23 protein-coding genes are annotated in these 18,356 nt (G+C 33.6%); 21 read left to right on the top strand and 2 right to left on the bottom strand.

Translation table 11 applies throughout. The features are described 5' to 3' along the window. The first annotated feature begins 135 nt into the window (after positions 1-135). Complete coding sequence (locus BN990_RS11045; protein ID WP_021291462.1) at positions 136-1,065, top strand: hypothetical protein; 930 nt, start codon at positions 136-138, stop codon at positions 1,063-1,065. A gap of 79 nt (positions 1,066-1,144) precedes the next feature. Here the strand turns inward: BN990_RS11045 and BN990_RS22600 are convergent, their stop codons facing one another. After that, positions 1,145-1,300 carry a hypothetical protein gene (locus tag BN990_RS22600; RefSeq protein WP_021291461.1) on the bottom strand — a complete coding sequence of 52 codons (156 nt, stop codon included), beginning with the start codon at positions 1,298-1,300 and terminating at the stop codon, positions 1,145-1,147. A 122-nt stretch (positions 1,301-1,422) separates the two neighbouring features. Further along, positions 1,423-1,737: a YolD-like family protein gene (locus tag BN990_RS11040; RefSeq protein WP_038244132.1), complete on the bottom strand. Its 315-nt coding sequence runs from the start codon at positions 1,735-1,737 to the stop codon at positions 1,423-1,425. A gap of 158 nt (positions 1,738-1,895) precedes the next feature. On the opposite strand from BN990_RS11040, the gene BN990_RS23390 reads away from it, so the two are divergent. The 20 genes from BN990_RS23390 to BN990_RS10955 all read left to right on the top strand — a co-directional run bounded on the left by BN990_RS23390 (position 1,896) and on the right by BN990_RS10955 (position 17,897). Further along, positions 1,896-2,018 (top strand): hypothetical protein, encoded by a 123-nt coding sequence (locus tag BN990_RS23390; protein ID WP_021291459.1) that lies wholly within the window; start codon positions 1,896-1,898, stop codon positions 2,016-2,018. 210 nt (positions 2,019-2,228) lie between these two features. Beyond that, complete coding sequence (locus BN990_RS11035; RefSeq protein WP_306465037.1) at positions 2,229-2,918, top strand: DUF3231 family protein; 690 nt, start codon at positions 2,229-2,231, stop codon at positions 2,916-2,918. Continuing rightward, positions 2,836-3,240, top strand: coding sequence for a DUF3231 family protein (locus BN990_RS23475; protein WP_021291468.1), 405 nt, complete (start codon positions 2,836-2,838; stop codon positions 3,238-3,240). Before BN990_RS11035 ends, BN990_RS23475 begins: the two co-directional genes overlap by 83 nt. Positions 3,241-3,307: 67 nt before the next feature. Continuing rightward, on the top strand, positions 3,308-4,318 hold the full coding sequence (locus BN990_RS11030) for a DUF3231 family protein (protein ID WP_038244129.1): 1,011 nt from the start codon (positions 3,308-3,310) through the stop codon (positions 4,316-4,318). Positions 4,319-4,339: 21 nt separating this feature from the next. After that, the gene (locus BN990_RS11025) at positions 4,340-4,807 is read left to right on the top strand and encodes a hypothetical protein (RefSeq protein ID WP_031335570.1); all 468 of its coding nucleotides are present in this window, start codon (positions 4,340-4,342) and stop codon (positions 4,805-4,807) included. 537 nt (positions 4,808-5,344) lie between these two features. After that, positions 5,345-6,538, top strand: coding sequence for a Ger(x)C family spore germination protein (locus tag BN990_RS11020; protein ID WP_038244128.1), 1,194 nt, complete (start codon positions 5,345-5,347; stop codon positions 6,536-6,538). Between the two features lie 607 nt (positions 6,539-7,145). After that, the gene (locus BN990_RS11015) at positions 7,146-7,340 is read left to right on the top strand and encodes a helix-turn-helix transcriptional regulator (RefSeq protein WP_021291465.1); all 195 of its coding nucleotides are present in this window, start codon (positions 7,146-7,148) and stop codon (positions 7,338-7,340) included. Next, on the top strand, positions 7,340-7,783 hold the full coding sequence (locus BN990_RS21550; protein ID WP_021291464.1) for a hypothetical protein: 444 nt from the start codon (positions 7,340-7,342) through the stop codon (positions 7,781-7,783). Before BN990_RS11015 ends, BN990_RS21550 begins: the two co-directional genes overlap by 1 nt. Positions 7,784-9,129: 1,346 nt before the next feature. Then, on the top strand, positions 9,130-9,297 hold the full coding sequence (locus tag BN990_RS22595) for a hypothetical protein (RefSeq protein ID WP_021291452.1): 168 nt from the start codon (positions 9,130-9,132) through the stop codon (positions 9,295-9,297). An 832-nt stretch (positions 9,298-10,129) separates the two neighbouring features. Beyond that, the gene (locus BN990_RS11000; protein WP_148530704.1) at positions 10,130-10,939 is read left to right on the top strand and encodes a CPBP family intramembrane glutamic endopeptidase; all 810 of its coding nucleotides are present in this window, start codon (positions 10,130-10,132) and stop codon (positions 10,937-10,939) included. 335 nt (positions 10,940-11,274) lie between these two features. Next, positions 11,275-11,661 carry a YcxB family protein gene (locus BN990_RS10995; protein WP_158295238.1) on the top strand — a complete coding sequence of 129 codons (387 nt, stop codon included), beginning with the start codon at positions 11,275-11,277 and terminating at the stop codon, positions 11,659-11,661. Positions 11,662-11,814: 153 nt separating this feature from the next. Continuing rightward, on the top strand, positions 11,815-12,168 hold the full coding sequence (locus BN990_RS10990; protein ID WP_038244121.1) for a hypothetical protein: 354 nt from the start codon (positions 11,815-11,817) through the stop codon (positions 12,166-12,168). A gap of 209 nt (positions 12,169-12,377) precedes the next feature. Further along, positions 12,378-13,316 (top strand): DUF4030 domain-containing protein, encoded by a 939-nt coding sequence (locus BN990_RS10985; RefSeq protein ID WP_038244118.1) that lies wholly within the window; start codon positions 12,378-12,380, stop codon positions 13,314-13,316. Between the two features lie 367 nt (positions 13,317-13,683). Next, positions 13,684-14,103, top strand: coding sequence for a DUF6220 domain-containing protein (locus BN990_RS10980; RefSeq protein WP_051739098.1), 420 nt, complete (start codon positions 13,684-13,686; stop codon positions 14,101-14,103). 1 nt (position 14,104) lies between these two features. Next, complete coding sequence (locus tag BN990_RS10975; protein ID WP_021291446.1) at positions 14,105-14,302, top strand: DUF5957 family protein; 198 nt, start codon at positions 14,105-14,107, stop codon at positions 14,300-14,302. A 77-nt stretch (positions 14,303-14,379) separates the two neighbouring features. Then, complete coding sequence (locus BN990_RS10970; RefSeq protein WP_038244114.1) at positions 14,380-15,468, top strand: sensor histidine kinase; 1,089 nt, start codon at positions 14,380-14,382, stop codon at positions 15,466-15,468. Continuing rightward, positions 15,465-16,151, top strand: coding sequence for a response regulator transcription factor (locus BN990_RS10965; RefSeq protein ID WP_038244113.1), 687 nt, complete (start codon positions 15,465-15,467; stop codon positions 16,149-16,151). Before BN990_RS10970 ends, BN990_RS10965 begins: the two co-directional genes overlap by 4 nt. 171 nt (positions 16,152-16,322) lie before the next feature. Then, positions 16,323-16,865: a hypothetical protein gene (locus tag BN990_RS10960; RefSeq protein ID WP_232620905.1), complete on the top strand. Its 543-nt coding sequence runs from the start codon at positions 16,323-16,325 to the stop codon at positions 16,863-16,865. Positions 16,866-16,919: 54 nt separating this feature from the next. After that, a complete protein-coding gene (locus BN990_RS23385; protein ID WP_021291442.1) occupies positions 16,920-17,042 on the top strand; it encodes a hypothetical protein in 123 nt (40 codons plus the stop codon). A gap of 237 nt (positions 17,043-17,279) precedes the next feature. Beyond that, positions 17,280-17,897 (top strand): DUF4352 domain-containing protein, encoded by a 618-nt coding sequence (locus tag BN990_RS10955; RefSeq protein ID WP_051739097.1) that lies wholly within the window; start codon positions 17,280-17,282, stop codon positions 17,895-17,897. Positions 17,898-18,356: the final 459 nt, after the last annotated feature.

Raw genomic sequence — 18,356 nt, 5'->3', positions numbered from 1 at the left:
GACATTTTTTTACCTTTATGGGAAAAATCCCTTCTTTTATCATTTTATGTATGCTAAACTTTCAGTGAACTTAATCGATTGGGGAGGGGGAAACGTTAAGGATTAAGTTTTAATTTAAACTTGGGGGAGTATACTATGGCTAAAAAAATCTTATTAAGTTCAGGACTTTTACTTGGTGTATTATTATTGTTTCAGACTTCTGTTTTTGCAGAGGAAGCAAAGTTAACTAATTCTCATGGAATTAATATTAGTGATGAAGAATATGAGAAATTAATAGATTTAGGTTTCTCTGATTTGACTATTAGAACTATGGAAGAAAGTGAATTTAATGAATTAATTGAACTGGACCCCGAATCAATGTCCAGAGATTCTAAATTCTTTGAAGTAAAAGATTCTAGTATAGAAACTAGCAATGCATTTATAAGTAGTAATCTTAAACCTAAAGTAACAGAACTTAGTAAAGAAGAGTACTTTAAAAGAGTAAAAGAACAAAAAAACAAGGTTACTACTTTCGACGATGAAGACTCTACGTCAACTAGCTACAGAAGGCTTATTACTCAAATAGAAAAGTACCCTTCTGGTATTAGGCTACATTCAAGATTTGTATGGGACATAATGCCCAAAACTCGTAGTATCGATGTTCTTAGTACTTCCATTGATGATTTATACACCCCGTTACCTGAATCAGAGTACGGGAAACAATCTTGGAAAACTATACATCCTATTGAAAACGTTGTTGATTACGGAAGTGCCAATTATAGCTCGTCAAGTTCCAAATGGAATAGACAAGGATCAGGTTATGGAGTAAAAATGAATTTGAAAAATTCCCATGCTGCAGAAGAGGTAATCGAATTAGAAGGATATGCTTATTTTTGGATTGCTAGAAGTTCTAGCACAAGACCAAACTTCATAAACGCTTATGGGAATTATTCTCACCAAGCAACTAGTACTGAGACTAATTTCTCGTATAGCCTTACATATGGGGCGCCATCTATAAGCTGGTCAGGTGTATCTAGTACTGATATAACTTCAATAACTACTCACGCACAAGATGATTATTACTAAAGATTCATTTTTTCTGTTATTAATGAAAATCTCCCTTATTTCTATACCAATAAGGGAGATTTTCATTTTATTTTAGTCCTTAATCTTTCTTTTCAATTTTTTTATAAACTTCTTTAAGTATTTCGTTTGTCTTTGATGCATCAATACCTCTTCTCACTGCTGTTTCAATAACAATATAAAGCACGAAATAAAAGATGATACTAAGAAATATAAGTAAACCTAAAGAAATTTCCATATTTACACCTCAAGTAAAGTTTAACTAAATCTACTTTAGCATATCTAATTCAATTATTAAATAATATATCAGAAACTATTACATCCTAACACTTCAAGATTAGATTGATATAAGTTTAGGCTCTAATCTATCCAGGCACCAGTTAAACTATCTAACGGTAATGTCTGATCGTCTATTGTTACGAATTGATTAAGTACACCTACACCTAACAGCTTACCTTTAATCTTATGGTAGACATGGTTCTTAAAATACTCTAACTCAATGGTAAGGTCATCTTTCAAGGCAAGTTGTAAAGCCAGGTTCATTTTTTCTTTTTGAAAATCAGAGATAATGGGCTTTTCTTTCCAGTCCTGCTGATCGTTAATTTCTTTTAAGATCTCAATATGTTCAGCCATCATCATCGATGTCCATTTAATTGTTCCTCTGTCATTAACCATTAAGCACTTACCTTCCTTCTTACTACTCCTGCTGAAAGGATATTATCTAACTTAAATTTTCTAGATATTATCAATAAATCTGAATTTTTTAAGAATTTAAGATAACAATGCCACCTTCTTCTAACTTGTTTCGATAGTAGTTATAAGGGGGTGTTATTATGTATGAGGATTATTATGATGATAAATTTACTGATGCAGGAATGACGGAGATTATAATTAAGGATAAGCTATATGCAAAGGAATGGGATGTAATATGCGCTGAAAAATCTGGAGACATATAAACTTGTAACCCTTACTCCTATTCAAGAATAGGGCCAGATTGTTTAATAAAAATTAACTAAAGCTCTTTATAAACTTAGAGAAAGGTAACTCTAAAATACTGTTTTTTGATGCTAGCTTCATTAGAAAAAATAAGATGTAAAATGAATATTCTATTCAATAATTCCAAATAATATTGGAGAGTAAAACGCTGTAATGGAGGATGGGAAATAATGGAAAACGAAAAGAACATAAGACTAACCTCTGCAGAGCTATCCCAACTTTGGGCTTCATACCAAAATGACACCGGCTCCATATGCGTGTTAAAGCATTTTTTGAAGAACGTTGAAGATGCTGATGTTCGTCCAATTTTAGAACATGCTTTGGAGTTATCTCAAACTCATATCCAAAAACTAACGGCCATTTTCACTAAAGAAAATTACCCATTGCCAAAAGGATTTTCAGAAGATCAAGACTTAAACGTGAATGCTCCACGCTTGTTTACCGATAATTATATGCTGCAGTTTATGAATCAGATGGCGCAAATATCTCTAAATGCTTACGGTGTGTCAAAGTCTTTAGCCGTACGTTCAGATATTGACCAATATTTTGGGCAATGTCTGACAGAATCGAATGAAATGGATACAATGGTAAAAAAAGTTCTTTTGCAGAAGGGACTTTATGTACGCTCCCCGTATATCCCTTACCCTCAAAAAGTAGACCTTGTTAAGAAGCAAAGTTTTCTTACAGGTTGGTTTGGCGAGAGAAGGCCACTATTATCACTGGAGATGACCAATCTTTATGCTAATTTCCAGCGTAATGCTTTAGGGGGTCGCTACTTTGATTGGTTTCAGTCAAGTAGCGAATTCACAAAAAGTAGTACAATTCTTTATTCGTGGAAAAGGAATCGCTTCCAAGCATAATGAAGTATTTGGATCAATATTACGAGAAGATGACCTACCAGTTCCAATGACTTCAGATACTTATGTGACAGAATCCACAGTTTCCCCATTTTCTGATAGAATGATGATGTTTATCATTACTGGTTTAATCGCATTGGGGATTGGATATTATGGAACAAGTATATCGACTAGCATAAGGCGTGATTTAACAGCACACTATGATCGATTGATACATGAAATCCTTAAATATTCAGAAGATGGTGCGAACATTCTTATTGATAACGGTTGGATGGAAGAACCTCCACGTGCAAGTGATCGTGACGAATTAGCTAAGAAAAAATGAATGGAAGAGTTAAGATACATTTATTGCATATAAACCACTTTACGCAAATTAATTGGGGGTTTTAAAGTTGGAAACTAATTATTACTATCAAGAAGAATTAACAGTAGCAGAGGTTTCAACCCTTTGGACATCCTATCAAAATGACACCATGTTAATTTGTGGATTGCGTCATTTTTTAGCAAATGTTACCGATGAAGAAATCCGTTCCATACTAGAACAATTTTTAGCAATATCGGAGGAACATCAAAAGAAAATTACTGATATATTTAATGCTGAAAACTATCCAATTCCTCAAGGTTTTACAGAACAAGATGTTAATTCGGAAGCACCAAGACTTTTTTCCGATCGCATATATCTTGATTTAATGTTAAATGTAACTAATTTTAGTATGGCTATTTACGGATTAGCCTCATCTCAAGTTGAACGAGATGATATTATTCAGTTTTATATAGAAGCTGTAGACGAAACACAGAGAATGTACAAAATAACAAAAGATACAGCCAAAGCAAAGGGCCTTTATATCCGTTATCCGCAAATTCCAAAGGCGAAGCAAATCGACTTTGTAACGAATGATAGCTTTTTGGCAGGATGGCTGGGTGAACGCAGGCCATTACTGGGTGTGGAGATTACAGCACTTGTATTAAACACCAGGCGTAATGCACTTGGCCAGGCACTTGTTGCTGGATTCGCTCAAGTAGCACAGTCAAAAGAGGTTAAAAAGTATTTTGAAAAAGGACGTGATATTGCCGCAAAACATCTAGAAATTTTCTCATCCATCTTAAACGAAGAATTTATCTCTGATGGATCCCGTATCTTGACATCCGAAGTAACTAACTCAACAACTGCACCTTTTTCGGATAAATTAATGATGTTTCTAGTTACAACACTTATTGCTTCAGGTATGGGCCAATATGGGTCCTCCATGTCTATTAGTCCAAGACATGATTTAGGTGTTCATTACGGGCGACTAATTGCTGAAATTTCTAAGTATGCCAATCAAGGAGCAAATATTATGATTAATAATGCTTGGATGGAACAACCACCAATTGCAGCTGATAGAAAAAACCTGACGAAATAAGGCCACGTTATGTCAGGTCGTATGAAAGAAAAAAGCCACAAATTGGAAGCATTATTATGGAGTGTTGCCCTTCCTGGGTTTGGACAAATCCTCAACAAAAAATATCTTAAAGGTATCTTATTGTTTCTTTTAGAAATTTTGGTCAATGTACAAGGAAATTTTAACGAGGTCATACTTCTAAGTTTTCATGGAGAAATTGAAGCAGCGATTCAACAAACCAATTACCATTGGATCATGTTTTATCCTTGTTTGTACTTTTTTGCTATGTGGGATGCCTATAAAGATGCAGGCGGTGGGAAAAAGCCATATTCTTCTTTACCATTTGTATTTTCAGCTTATTTTGTGGCCGTTGGAACCATATATTCGTCTAGGCTGACTTTATTTGGGCTGTTGTTGGGGCCAATTTGGCTTCCAATATTAAGTGTGATTCCGGGTTTGCTTTTGGGATTTCTATTACAATGGATTCTAAGGAAAAAGCTAATTACTTAAACGGTCAGCTTTTTTTAAAAAGAATTATATAAAAAAGAAATTTGAGAGTTGATAAACCAGAAAGAAAGTTTTAAAAAAACACTCTCTCGGCGGTTGTCCAAAGGTCTACTTATAGGAGCTAAAGTAGCCAGGAATGCTACTTAAATGCTTAAATGCCTTAAAGTGCCTAAAGTATCTCAATTCCCTTTAAAACAACCGATAACCACAAACGGTATCAGGACCAACTATGGAATAACGTGTAAGTTAGTCATTGATTAACACTTTGTAAGCTATCAATCCTCAAAATAAAATAAATACAATTAAACTTTAAATATTTTACTTCAATCCCCCCCTTTTAATGGGGGTGTTGGAATAATAATCGACTAGTTTTCTTTCTGGGTTATAAGCTCACATACTATTTTCTAATTAATTACCTTGCTGTCGTAACCATCAAATTAATAATTATATTTCCTTCATTTTAGGGAATTTCTAAGATAATAACTTATATATTTCTGAAATTATAAAGCCGATATAGCTTTAAGGAGTTAGTTAAATAAAATGAGGAAATACCACTACTTTGAATTTCTTCTTTTTATCTTAATTATTTTACCATTCTTATCTGGATGCTGGGATTGTGTAGAAATTGAAGATCGGGGCTTTGTTGTTGGTTCTGCCATAGATTTAGTAGATAAGAAATCGGATGGTACATATGAACTTATGCTCACAAATCAAGCAGTTGTTCCTTCTGGGGTAGGAACACCAATGGAAAGTAAAGGAAACCAAGAAGCTTATATGAATATATCAGCCACCGGAGGTAGTCTTTTTGAAATTACTCGAGAGATGTCTTCATTAACAAGCCAATCCCTATTTTTTGCCCATATAAAGTTACTTCTTCTTTCGGAAGACGTTGTAAAAGAACCGAGATTATTTGAAAATATCATGGATGTTCATCTTCGTGATCATGAAATGCGTCGAAATTTGAGGATAGTAGTTGTAGAAGGAGAAGCAAGGAAGGCTTTGAATATCAAACCCGAAAATGAAAAAATACCTGCTCTATATATCCATTCGTTGATGGATAACAATTATAAAAATTTCGGGGCATTAAAAACTATGCATATAGAAGATATTCATGAGAAACTATTAAGTGAAATAAGCTATGTTGTTCCAGAACTACACATATATAATAACAAATTTCTTCAGTATAAAGGAGCAGTTGTATTTCGGGGGATAAGTAATGAAATGATCGACTCTCTTTCAGAAGACGAAACAAAAGGCTTAGAATTTATGACGGAAAAGGATGAGGGTGGTGCCATAGAAGTAGAAGTAGATGGCCAAAAACTTACCGTTGAGATATCAAAAATAAATCAAACTATACAAATTAAGGATGAAAACAGAGAAAATCTTAGTGTTGAAGTAGCAATTAACATAGAAGGGGACGTTGGTGAAAGGTTTGGACAGGCAGAAAATGTTATGGATACATCATATTTAAAAAAAGTAGAAGAAGCAACTGCAAATAGGGTTAAAGAGCTAGCTGAAAAAACAATCGAAAAAGCCCAAAAAGATTTAAAGGTAGATATATTAGGGATTAGTGACATTCTTTATCAGAGACACTACGATCTTTGGAATGAGATAAAGGATAATTGGGTTAGAGGGGGAAACTCCTTTACGCAAAGTAATATACATGTATCTACAAATGCGGTCATTGAATCTGTTGGTTCGATACGTAAGGATAAAGCAACTGAAAGTGAATAATTTGTATAGGTTAGCTGCCTCTTTTTTTGGGTATGTTTACATTCTCTGAAGATCTAAAAAAATGACTAACCAAACAATGAAGCGATATATGCAAGGTACGGACTTTGAAGTGAATGATGCTATTTAAAGTCTGTATATTACAGACTTTTTTTATAAAGAAAATAGAAAAAATGGTAAAAAGTTCTTGTTAATTTATACTATTAATAGTATAAAAGGAGTATAGACAAGGAGGGAGTAAATGTTAGAAGGTCTTACAAAAATAACAGAAGCGATAGCAACGCTCATCACGGCTACCGCTTCACTAACGGACAAGACACTTTAAGCCCAATTCTTTCATAATACGTTGACCCGGGTGTGTTTATTTAAATTGGGTACTTCCTATCGGTTTAACTATTGGAACTTTTATAGGGGTATATTTACAAAATCAATCTTTTCACAAGCACTATCTGTAGCATTAGGTGCATTGGTATCTGGAATTGTGATTTCACTAATAATAAAAAATCAAAGGAGGTTGTAAAAACCTCTTTTTAATTTGACTTTTTTCACCAATGGTGTAATATATAAATTGCATATGTTAAATATATATTGCTCAAACGTAGGTGAACTTATGAAAAATAATGTGAAGATTGCTCGTATTAAAGCTTCTCTTAAGCAAGAACAATTAGCTTCGCAAACAGGAGTAACGCGACAGACGATTGGCTTAATTGAAAAAGGAACCTATAATCCAAGTCTTCAGTTATGCGTAGCAATAGCCAAGGCACTAAACAAAACGTTAGATGAATTATTTTGGGAGGTTGAATAATGGTGAAATCTTGGATACCATTTTTATTGCCAAAGGACGAATATAAAGAAAAGATGATGCTGTACTTTTATTCGGAAGGCGTAGTAATTCTATTGCTTTCACTTATCGGAATGATTATATACAGTAATTATTTCGATATGTCTGTCGTAAATGCTTTATTAATACCAATCGTCATTTCTCTATTCTATATCTTAGTAAGATACATCATAGCTGGTATTGAATATACTGATGTGGCAACTGATAAGCGCTATAAAAGAAAGTTAAAAGAAATAATGATGCGTATCCTCACGTTTTTTGTATTGATGTTCGTGTATTTAGCCATAGATGGATTTGATAAATGGCGCGGGGTTCTAGGACTAGTTGTTAGCATTGGTATCGTTTGGTTTTTTGCAAGTTTCATATCTTTAAACCGTTCTTATCGTAAAAATAGGGATTTATTATAATTAGGTTTTGGAAGTGAATTGTAAAACAATCGGGCGCGTTTGTGGCATAAAAAGAATGAGTCTAATTATTACTACCCAATCAAGTGGTATTAGTAACCGGCACGTACGCGCGTACATCGTGCCGGTATTTTTCATGCTTGCAGGTGTTACTCTTGGCGTAATTAAAAAAAGATGGATAGCGATTTGGAAAAAATTTGATACAATTTATGTGTGGTGCATGGAATACTTTGAATTCAACCATCAAGTTATTTAGATGAGGAAACAATAATTTTATAAAAATCCCTAAATTAATTACTGGAACTATTTAATCGTTTAAAAAGTTAATAACGACAGAAAGTGGTTAAAATGCAGGAATATTATTATGCAATAAAATTAAATGGTTTCTCTACAAAGTAATATCAATAGAGGGATCAGTAAATTGGCGTCATTCAAGGATATTTTGGCAATATATTAAAGAAAGTGATAGATGGGCTCGTAGCTGATGTACCTATGTACAAAAACCTAGAACATTTAAAGGACAAATTGCTGTAACTTACTCTGACGGTGACTGCGGTAAATATGAAATTCTCATGAGAAACAGTAAGGCTGTCACATTCGGTGCCAATAAAGTAAATTTTAAGTACAGTGATAAACATTATATATTATACAAAAAGAGGTCATTGAAAAAAGGTTTGACTCTAACACCTGATCCAGCAAAACTATTTTAGGAGAAAAATTAATAGCTGATTGAAATATACAAGTTGGCGAGCAAAAAATACTTGAAATTTTTCATGCTATTCTTTTCTATACGCAACAAAGGAGGAATGCAATGTTCTCTAGCGTCAATATCGTATATAAGGATCATTTTGCGGAAAAGAGAGGGAAAATATGAACTGGACAATCGGAGTTAAGATGTGGATTGGTATTTTATTTTTTGTTGTTTTATCTGCTGTTGTTTTCTATTCTACCTATGTCGTGGAGCAAAAAAGTCTAATTGTATCCTTATTTGGATTCTTCTTTGTGTTAGTTTTGGGTATATTTGCTTTGATGTTGGATCGTTCGCCCAAATGGAAAAATTATAATTTATTGTTGAGGACAGCAATAGTCTTACTTTTGGTGAACATCACATTTTTTATAATAGATTTCGTTTTATTTTCTGGAGGTTTATCCAATTTTCTTATTTCTTCAATAACCTTCACAGTGGTTTATTCCGGTGTGATGTTTTTTAGGTATAAGCGTGGGTTGGAATAAAACGCCACTTAAAAGTCTTCTAATCTTTAAACCAATCTTCTTCAAATCAGGTGCTATTCTTAATATAGAGATGCGTTTAAATTGCTTATAAAGACTAGTTTATGGAGGGATTAGTGATGAAGCTAAAGCGTTTTTTGCTGGCTTTTGTGGCAGGATATCTTTTATGTATGTTAATTGTATATCTTGTTTTTGATTTCATTTCTTTAGGTTTTGCTCTGGGTTCTGTATTAAGTATAGTTTTATTTGCGATTATAATAACCGCATTAAAAAAAAGAACGAAATAAAGAAACAATCGGAAGCAAGAGTGTGAGAAGATTTTGTGTAGGATAACACTACATGAAATAATTCGGGGTGATAATATGGGCTTTTATCAAAATTGAAAAAACACTTGTGGTACTTGTGAAGAAATTAAACTTGAAGAGTTCATGGCAGCAATCGCAAAATCGCCGGAAAAGGGTGCTCTGGAATAACAGAGTCGATCACTAATTAATGGGTGGAATCCACAAATGGGAGTATTTATTGTGAAATTTGCTTTACAAACAAATATAAACAAATTTAAGTTACTTCGATAATCTTTCAGCTATTGAGCGAAATCTGGAATAGAAATTGAACAATAGGATCAGTTAGTGGAAGAAATAGCAAAAGGATAAAAATATTAAATATTAGGATTGATATAGTTGAGTAAGAAGGCATTTCATTATATAACATTATTATTTTGCTTTTATTATTGTCGTATATCGTATTAGGCTTATTCGGGACTGGAATGAGTGAAGGGGGAATTGGCTCCGAGATGTATATGCTACTGAAGTTTCTTTCGCATCTTAGTCATCTTTTATATTATTCAATTTAAATACCCCAAAAAGACTTGGCGATTTCTTGGTTTCTCATTATGGTAAAATTTTTATGTTCTTGGGCAACAGATCTTGGTGCAAAGGTTGGTCTAATGATTGCATAACAATCGGGCCAGGTTTTGAATATGAAGCTTGATATTTATGTTAAGATCATAGTTACATTGTGAGACATGAACTTAAACTAACGAGGAAGGATTGCGAAAGGAGAATTGAATATTAGGAAATTAAAATCTAAAGGGTGAGAGCGGAGAGGAAAGTGAATTGGGTGAAAAATTATAAAATGAAAGACATAATAATAAGGATTGCTGCAGTGTCGGCTTCAAGTATTATCATTTGGAATTTTATAACCTATCTTAGTGATACGTTTATGGCTCAACAATATAGTCCTCTTAGCCACTTCATAATTGCTCTAATCACAACTGTTTTAACCGTTATTCTCTTACAGATTGCACTAAAAACTGACAAAACTTCATGGAACCAACTTGGGCAGTTAACTGTTAAAACAAATATTTTTTCATTTCTTCTTGGTTTTTTTCTCTGGACAATTCCTGCATTTATTGGCTTATATATTTGTTTAATGCTTGGGTGGGTTGAAATAAAAGTTTATACAGATTTGAGTTACCTATTGATGAGTATTTTGATTTTATTCATAACTGTATTTTTTATAGAAGCCTTGCCTGAAGAACTTGTTTTTAGGGGATATATCTATCGTTACTTAAATGCGTTATTCCCTCATTGGGGGACAATCATCTTACAAGCTTTGTTGTTTTCCTTATTTGCCTCTTTTATAGGGGCGATGTATTCTGTTGAACAGCTTCAATTTATCCCAGGTTTTGCAATTATTTTAGGTGTGCTTAGGGCTATATCTGGAAGTGTGTGGACATCAATTGGATTTCATGCTGCAATTATGACAGCAACACAAATTTTAGGACCTATTCACGGACATTTTGATGTGAGTGGGATGTTCACACTTCAATTTTTATCATTTATTTTGCTACCAAGTGTTGTTGGAGCGATTGTATTGTCATTTATTTATTCAAACCACAATTGGAAAAGAAAAGTACCTTTTAATTAAAAACAAAATGGATTTCTTCAACAAAGGGCGCGTTAACGCAATTAGGCTATGGAATTATTTTGAAAAGGGAGATATAGTTTGTTATTGTGGATACTTATTATTAAGAATAAAACTATGATAGAGAGGCAGAGAAGTAAATGGAAAGAGAAAATGCAGAGATCTTGTTAACGGGGAACATTACATATGAGGATTTTAAACTGCATAATGCTTAACATATAAGAAAATATCTTATGGGGAATTTTATATTTCAGGTAATCATATTAAGTGCTATAATTGTCTTACTTTTTTATAAAATAGGGATTTTCTTATCTTTCTTATTTGGGTATTCAATTTTCGTGGCTTGGATTACTATAATATTATCTTCTTTACTTACAGCTTCTTTTATTACGGTTCCGTTAATATTGATACTTAAATTCATACTACGGATAAGAGTTCGTAAAGAATTTCAAAGCGATACACAAATAAGACACGATCTTTCTTATTTGATTAGTGAACAAAGAATTCATCAGAAAAGAGGAAGTTCGAATACATATTTTGAATGGGGAGATATTTTTAAAGCATACGAACATAAGAAAATGTTTCGTTTATATGTTTCTAGGAATAAAGCCATTCTTTTACCTAAGAGATTTTTTAATACTAATAAAGCCATCGAATTATTAAAAAATATGGTCCATAAAAATTTAGACGATAGAAGTGTAATCATGAAATTAGTCTTTCATTAAAGGGCGCGAATCAGGAATAATGTTGGAAAAATTAGGGGTGTTTTTATTAAATATTTAGTTTCAATTCTAATCCTTTTTGCAATTATATTAAGTGCCTGTTCTGATAATGAAAAAGTTAAACAAGTAAAGGATAAAGATTTATCGGGGTCGTTATTGATTCAAAAATCGGTAAATAATTCATCATCTGAAGAATTGACTAAAATGGTGAATGAAAAACAAAAGATAAAACAAATATTAACTATTATAGAGGGACTTAAGGTAAAAAGAACAACTTCTGAGAAGGTATTTGAGAAAATGAAAACACAGGATAATTATACGTTTGCCTTTTCTGAAGGCAAAGAATTAAAAGTAGGTAAGAAAGCTTCGTATGCTTTTTACGTATTAGATGATGGAACCTTTATATTTCCATATAGTGATGTTAATTCACTACAAGAACCTCTAATTACGATTAAAAAACACAAAGAACTATTAGGTGAAATAAAAGAGCTAAGTGAAGTAGATTTCTAGAAAATGTTTACTATCCTCTCAAAGTTAAATCGTAGCTGAAGGACATCAGGCAAATAATACTGTACCTTCTTATAAACGGATTTTACGAGTTACCATAGGTGTACCGCAATAGCCTGCATATCTGGAATCGAAATAGAACCTCCGAATAAATCGTTAACTAAGGGTAAATATAACTATAAATAAAGTGAATGTACCTAGGAGGTCTACGGTTGAATAAACGAATTGTTAGGAAAATAACAGTGCTGCTGTTAATAGGCTTCGTTGGTCTTGACTTTACCGGATTCAGTGAAGTTACGTCAGCAAAAGTTAAAGGCAGTTCAAATCAATTAATTACCCATTATGAAATGATTAACGAAAACATCAAATTGGAAAATGCTATACACGACTCTTTAAAAGAGGTATTTAAGAAAAAAGGCTTTCCAGATGGCCGTGAATTAACCATTTCCCATGCCCAAAAAGAAATTATTTTTGTATATAGGCCTTATGCCAAGAGTGATTTAAATTATTTATACGACCTTAAACAACGTATTGAACAGGTCCTGAAATCAAAAAAATATAAGGGTTATGATGTTAAAGTTCTTGCTTATGCCAATGACACCAATGTGACAGAAAGGTTAAAACGAGAGCAAAAAATGATGAAGGAAGTTGCACAGAAAATGGAACAGATCCATCAAATACAGGTTCACGCAGGAGGTGGGATTACATCCACCGATGGCCGCCATGAAACACTTAATTTGTCTTTTTATAAAAAACATAAAAAGATTAAGGACCCTCAAAAGATTAACAACTATCATAAAGAATTTATCAAGCTTGCTGAAGAAAAAGGGCTTAATGTTAAGGACTTCCCAACATATTTTACTGATGGTATAAAACGAAACTGGGAGTTGAAAATTATTCCAGCCATCAACCAGGGATTGAAGGATATAGAAGGTCTTCAAATTACGTCTACGACCGTATTAACTCCTAATGATCCTGTCTTTATTAATACCTCGATAAACAGCTCAGATCCAAGTGCCAAGGAAATTGGAGAACATATTGAGAAGCTCGTGAAAGGATTATTTCAATACGACAATGTAAGAAAATCGTTTCCCGGCACTCAAAAAATTTATGTTCTAAGTGAAGATAATAAGAAAATAAATGAAGGGTAATTAAACGGGCGCAAGATTAGAATAAAGAGGTGAAAAGACTCAAAAAATTTTGTCACTATTTGATAAAATAGCGCAGCATAATAAAGCTTATTCTTTAGGTAGAAGTATTCTTATACGCCCCATTATTAAAATGATTTCTCGATCACCATAATGCTTAGTAATTTATTCATATAGGAATATTTGGTTGAATGGAAAGAACGGAAAAGCGTATTAGTGTAATGAAACCAACGGTAGCTCCAAATGAGCTACCGTTATTTTAGTTGAAATATCCTGTTTTTATTTAAGAATTATTTAAGAATTACCTAAGAGTGATTTTATATTTGGTTTGTATGATTGATACAGTGTTCAAATACAGGGAGGAAACAATTTGCGAAAAATAGATCAGAGAGTTCGTATAGGTAGGATTGTCTACCTTGTATTAGCCATTATTTTTACATTAAGTGTAGTCACTCAAATCTTTTTGGCAGGCATGTCTATTTTTATAAGTCCGGCGAATTGGATGAAGCATATGACATTCGTTCACTTATTTGGATTTAATATACCGGTTTTCATGTTGGTCTTTGCATTTATCGGTGCCTTACCACACTGGGCGTATTGGCAAGTGTTAGGGATTCTAATTTCGATGTTCCTAATGTATTTCACCGCGAATATTTCAGCTAACTTACCATTGTTAGGTGCGATGCATCCCGTTTTTGGTGTTCTATTTTTTGTAATGTCCTACTCAATGGTTTCAAAAGTATGGAAATTCACATTCGATAACAAAAATAATCTGAAGGGAAAGGCGTAATATGAGAATATTTCTAGGAATACTTGTCGGCTTAATCGGAGGATTTGTTCTTGGAATTGCGTTATCAAGTTTTATTGGAGTATTGGGAATGATATTATTTAACGAACCAATTGGTATTAAGTATCTTTCGTATTTTACGACCATTATTTGTGCAGTTATCGTACCGATTATTGACAAAAAACAATCTGAAATTAAATAAGTGATATGCTAAACTCATCTTAACGACTAGTTTAAATTCATAGTTGATAGTAACAATAATGTAAGTAGGTGAAGGTCATGTCCATTAAGCAACGATTAATATTATCTAACATAGGGATGGTGATGCTTCCGATTGTTGGGTTTTTATTAGTAGAAATAGTATTAGGATACGTTATGTTTGTTATTCTTAATGGCAGCATAGAAGGTTCGGATTTACAGTTATTTTTTAATTTGCGATTGATTTCGATTGTACTCATTTTGATTGTTACGAATGGTTTACTGACGTATTACGTGTCCAGGAGTATTATTATACCGATAAAGCAACTAATCTTTTCGGCGAGGAAGATTAGTGAAGGCGATTTGGAATATAGAATTGTAACTAATAAGAAAGATGAGCTTGGTGAGCTTTCCAATACGTTTGAATTGATGAGGTTAAGGCTAAAACAGGCAAAAGAGAATCAAGCAAGGTATGAACGCAACCGCCAGGAGCTGATTGCGAGTATTTCACATGATTTATCGACGCCATTAACATCGATAAAAGGCTACGTAAAAGGAATTCAGGATGGAGTTGCAAATAACCCGGAGAAACTGGAACGGTATATGGATATCATTTATAAAACGGCTAACAATATGGATGGTCTTATCGATAATTTATTTCGATATTCCAAATTAGATATCGAACAAATCCCGTTTACGTTTGAAGAAGTAGACTTATATTCTTTTTTCACAGATTTTATTGATGAATTGGCTTTTGACCTGGAAAAAGAAGAGGGGATAGCTGCTCTGAGGGCTGATAAAAATGATGATTATATCGTGAAAGCAGATCGTGAGCAATTAAGGCGGATCGTGACCAATATTGTTCAAAACAGCCTGAAATATATGGATAAAGAGTATAAGAAGATTGGGGTCTACTTAAAATCTGAGTCCCGACAGGTCAAAGTTGAGATTAATGATAATGGAAGCGGGATCGCTAAGCAAGATGTTCCCCGTATTTTCGAAAGCTTTTATCGAACAGACACTTCAAGAAATTCCTCTACAGGGGGCAGTGGACTTGGGTTAGCGATTGTTAAAAAAATAATCGAAGAACATGGTGGTAAGGTTTGGGCTGAAAGCGATCAAGGGGAAGGGACAAGTATTTATTTTACACTTAGGAAGGTGTCGTCTTGAAAAAGATTCTAATCATTGAGGACGAAATGCATATTGCTGAATTGGAAAGAGATTATTTAGAAGTAAACGGATATTTCTCTGATATTGCAACTACTGGTGAAGAAGGAATAAAACTAGCTTTACAAAACAATTACGACCTTATTATCCTGGACTTATTGTTGCCAGGTGTTAATGGTTTTGACATTTGCAGACAATTGCGAGATTGCTTGGATATTCCTATTTTAATGGTCACTGCACGAAAAGAAGATATTAATAAAATACGCGGATTTGATCGTGGTGCTGATGATTATATCCAGAAGCCTTTTAATCCTAGTGAACTTGTCGCTAGGGTGAAAGCCCATTTGTCCAGATACGAACGGCTCGTTGGAAAGAATCATAAACCAAATGAAATTCGTATAAAAGGTCTGCACATCGATTTGAATTCACGTAGGCTTTTTGTTAACGAAGAGGAAAAAGAGTTACGTGCGAAAGAGTTTGATTTATTAATATTGTTTGCTTCAAATCCAGACCGCGTGTTTGCGAAAGAAGAATTATTTGAACGGATTTGGGGGATCGACTCATTCGGAGATATTACAACTGTAACCGTCCATATCAGAAAATTAAGGGAGAAAGTAGAGGAAGATCCCTCCAATCCAAAGTATATACAAACAATATGGGGAGTAGGCTACCGGTTTAAAAAATAAATAAGGAATTATAAGAGCGAAGTTCATCGAGAGCTTCTTTTTTTATACCTAAAATGAATTAAGGATTCGTTAAGAATTGTATAAGAAGAATTTAAGCTTTATTGATTATGATGGTTTTAGAAAAATAACAAAGGGACACATCCTTGAGTGTCAAATAAAGGAGCTTTGATTATGTTAATAAAATTTACGTTTGGAACAGTACTAGTCCACCTCTGGGTTCAATGGCTTTTGTTGGGAAGTATTTTGGTGGATACGTTCTTGTTGTATCCGAATATTTTTCATAACATTCCCAAGTCGTTGGAGCTCGGAATGGAATTTATGGCAGTGGCAAGCCCGCATACCTATTTTCCACCCTTAGGAGCAGCAAGTATTTTAACAGGAATTCTGGCGTTGATGCTAGCCTGGAAGACCGAGCCAGTCCGATATTGGATTTTATTCAGTATCCTTATGATTGTGTTAGAAGGAGCGACATCCATTGTATTTGAATGGTCACGTAACGAGATTCTGTTCATCGAAGGGGTAGATGTTCATTCTGTTGAATTCTTAAAACGAACAGCACAAGAATTCCTTATCGTTCACGGATTCCGCGTTGCCTATAACATCATCGGTTCCATTTTAATGTTTGTTGGATTTATCAAGTACTACAAACACAATTTTATATCTAAAGAGGCGGTTAAGGGAAATGTTTTATATTGGACAGGTAATAGGTTATAATAAAAGTAAATCAGAGAGATGTTTGTCTTGTCATGATAAATAGGAGGATGAACCATGTCAAAATTGACGAAGGTTGTAAAATTGCTGAACAACCCCAAAGTGAAAAAAGCAGTTAAAGAAAAAGGTGTACCGATGATTAAAAAGGAAATTGAAAAGAGGAAAAATAGATCGAAGTAAGGCGATCGCAGATTGTTGCGGTTGTCTTTTTTGTGGGGAAAATTAGCGTCGTTAAGGGCGCTATAAAACAGGTCCGATTTTGAGAATCTTGGTTTGACTATACCACAAACGATGCTTTTCTGGAATAAGAACTTGATCAATCGGGCTAAGTTTTGGAATAGGCTTAGGGTTTAAAATACATATTTATCTGATTTTATGTTAAATTTTGGATAAATACTTTTTTATGAAGGTGGTTGTATGAAGAAAAAAATATTTGGACTCTCATGTATAGGTATCATAATTATGGGATTATTTTTGGTTAATGGAATGATTAGTACATCAGAAAATGAATCCAACGTAGCGAAAGCAAAAGAAGAAAATAACATGGATAACAAAATGAACGAAGATAATGAACAAGGGCCAGCAACAAAACCTTACGGTGATCAAGAGCGTATGGAACGATTAGAAAAGGAGATTATGTTGTATGGTGAAGGATCTAAAGGTGGTTATTATGGCACAACAGTAAATAGTGCTTATTCTGAAAAAATAAAACCAGAAGAATCAACATCTAACAATAATTATTCTGTCGTTGTTAGTTTTACTGTGAAAAATGTTCGTGATGATGGGAAGACAGTTAACCCTTCGGAATTACAGTTTGAATTGCGTGAAGAACCATGGGACAAATCTTATGAAGGACAAGTTCTTCCTGACAAAAACGCTTTAAACGTTCAAATCGAACCAAACGAATCAGTGACATTGGATGTTTCTTTTGAAGTTCCAAATGTTGCAGATGAATACATGTTTTATGTTGTAAGTTCTATTGACCCTACCGATGTACACTGGAAAGTTAATGATTTAACATCAAGCACAAATTAATAATAAGTAGTAAAAAGGCTCTTTTCAGGGATCACCACCAGGAAAAGTCTTTTTTATTGCTTATAAACGTCATTGTATTACTTGATTTGTTTAGAGTAATCAAATCTAGCTTCTCTTCAAGATGTTTCATTTAATCCTCCACAATGGAGGCAGATCTGGAATAAGAACTTGATCAATCGATCCGATTTGACGGAAAGATAGCATCTTAAAGGATATTTTATTCATTTGTCGAATTTCTTACTAAGGATAATAATTAAGGGAGTTGATCTCTGTTAAAAGAAAATTGGAAAATTACTTAGGTTCTATCGGGATATAGGCTTTGAGTCATCCTTCATGGGTAGTGAAGAACAGCCTGTCATTGTGTTTGGAATATTAGGGGAGAATCAGTTTGCAGTTTGGTATTATTTCAAATGTACTTATGACTTTTAGTTTTTTACTTTGGTTATTTAATTGCTGGAA

The sequence above is a fragment of the Virgibacillus salexigens genome, assembly GCF_000723585.1.
Lineage (GTDB): Bacteria > Bacillota > Bacilli > Bacillales > Amphibacillaceae > Virgibacillus > Virgibacillus salexigens.
Note: the sequence above shows the minus strand (reverse complement) of the source record. Positions and strands in the feature narration are given on the sequence as shown.

Excerpts from the sequence above, each read along its gene's own strand:
- BN990_RS11045 (WP_021291462.1), top strand. The coding sequence starts at position 136 with ATGGCTAAAAAAATCTTATTAAGTTCAGGACTTTTACTTGGTGTATTA.
- BN990_RS22600 (WP_021291461.1), bottom strand. The coding sequence starts at position 1,300 with ATGGAAATTTCTTTAGGTTTACTTATATTTCTTAGTATCATCTTTTAT.
- BN990_RS11040 (WP_038244132.1), bottom strand. The coding sequence starts at position 1,737 with ATGGTTAATGACAGAGGAACAATTAAATGGACATCGATGATGATGGCT.
- BN990_RS23390 (WP_021291459.1), top strand. The coding sequence starts at position 1,896 with ATGTATGAGGATTATTATGATGATAAATTTACTGATGCAGGAATGACG.
- BN990_RS11035 (WP_306465037.1), top strand. The coding sequence starts at position 2,229 with ATGGAAAACGAAAAGAACATAAGACTAACCTCTGCAGAGCTATCCCAA.
- BN990_RS11025 (WP_031335570.1), top strand. The coding sequence starts at position 4,340 with ATGAAAGAAAAAAGCCACAAATTGGAAGCATTATTATGGAGTGTTGCC.
- BN990_RS11020 (WP_038244128.1), top strand. The coding sequence starts at position 5,345 with ATGAGGAAATACCACTACTTTGAATTTCTTCTTTTTATCTTAATTATT.
- BN990_RS11015 (WP_021291465.1), top strand. The coding sequence starts at position 7,146 with ATGAAAAATAATGTGAAGATTGCTCGTATTAAAGCTTCTCTTAAGCAA.
- BN990_RS21550 (WP_021291464.1), top strand. The coding sequence starts at position 7,340 with ATGGTGAAATCTTGGATACCATTTTTATTGCCAAAGGACGAATATAAA.
- BN990_RS22595 (WP_021291452.1), top strand. The coding sequence starts at position 9,130 with ATGAAGCTAAAGCGTTTTTTGCTGGCTTTTGTGGCAGGATATCTTTTA.
- BN990_RS10975 (WP_021291446.1), top strand. The coding sequence starts at position 14,105 with ATGAGAATATTTCTAGGAATACTTGTCGGCTTAATCGGAGGATTTGTT.
- BN990_RS10970 (WP_038244114.1), top strand. The coding sequence starts at position 14,380 with ATGTCCATTAAGCAACGATTAATATTATCTAACATAGGGATGGTGATG.
- BN990_RS10960 (WP_232620905.1), top strand. The coding sequence starts at position 16,323 with ATGTTAATAAAATTTACGTTTGGAACAGTACTAGTCCACCTCTGGGTT.
- BN990_RS23385 (WP_021291442.1), top strand. The coding sequence starts at position 16,920 with ATGTCAAAATTGACGAAGGTTGTAAAATTGCTGAACAACCCCAAAGTG.
- BN990_RS10955 (WP_051739097.1), top strand. The coding sequence starts at position 17,280 with ATGAAGAAAAAAATATTTGGACTCTCATGTATAGGTATCATAATTATG.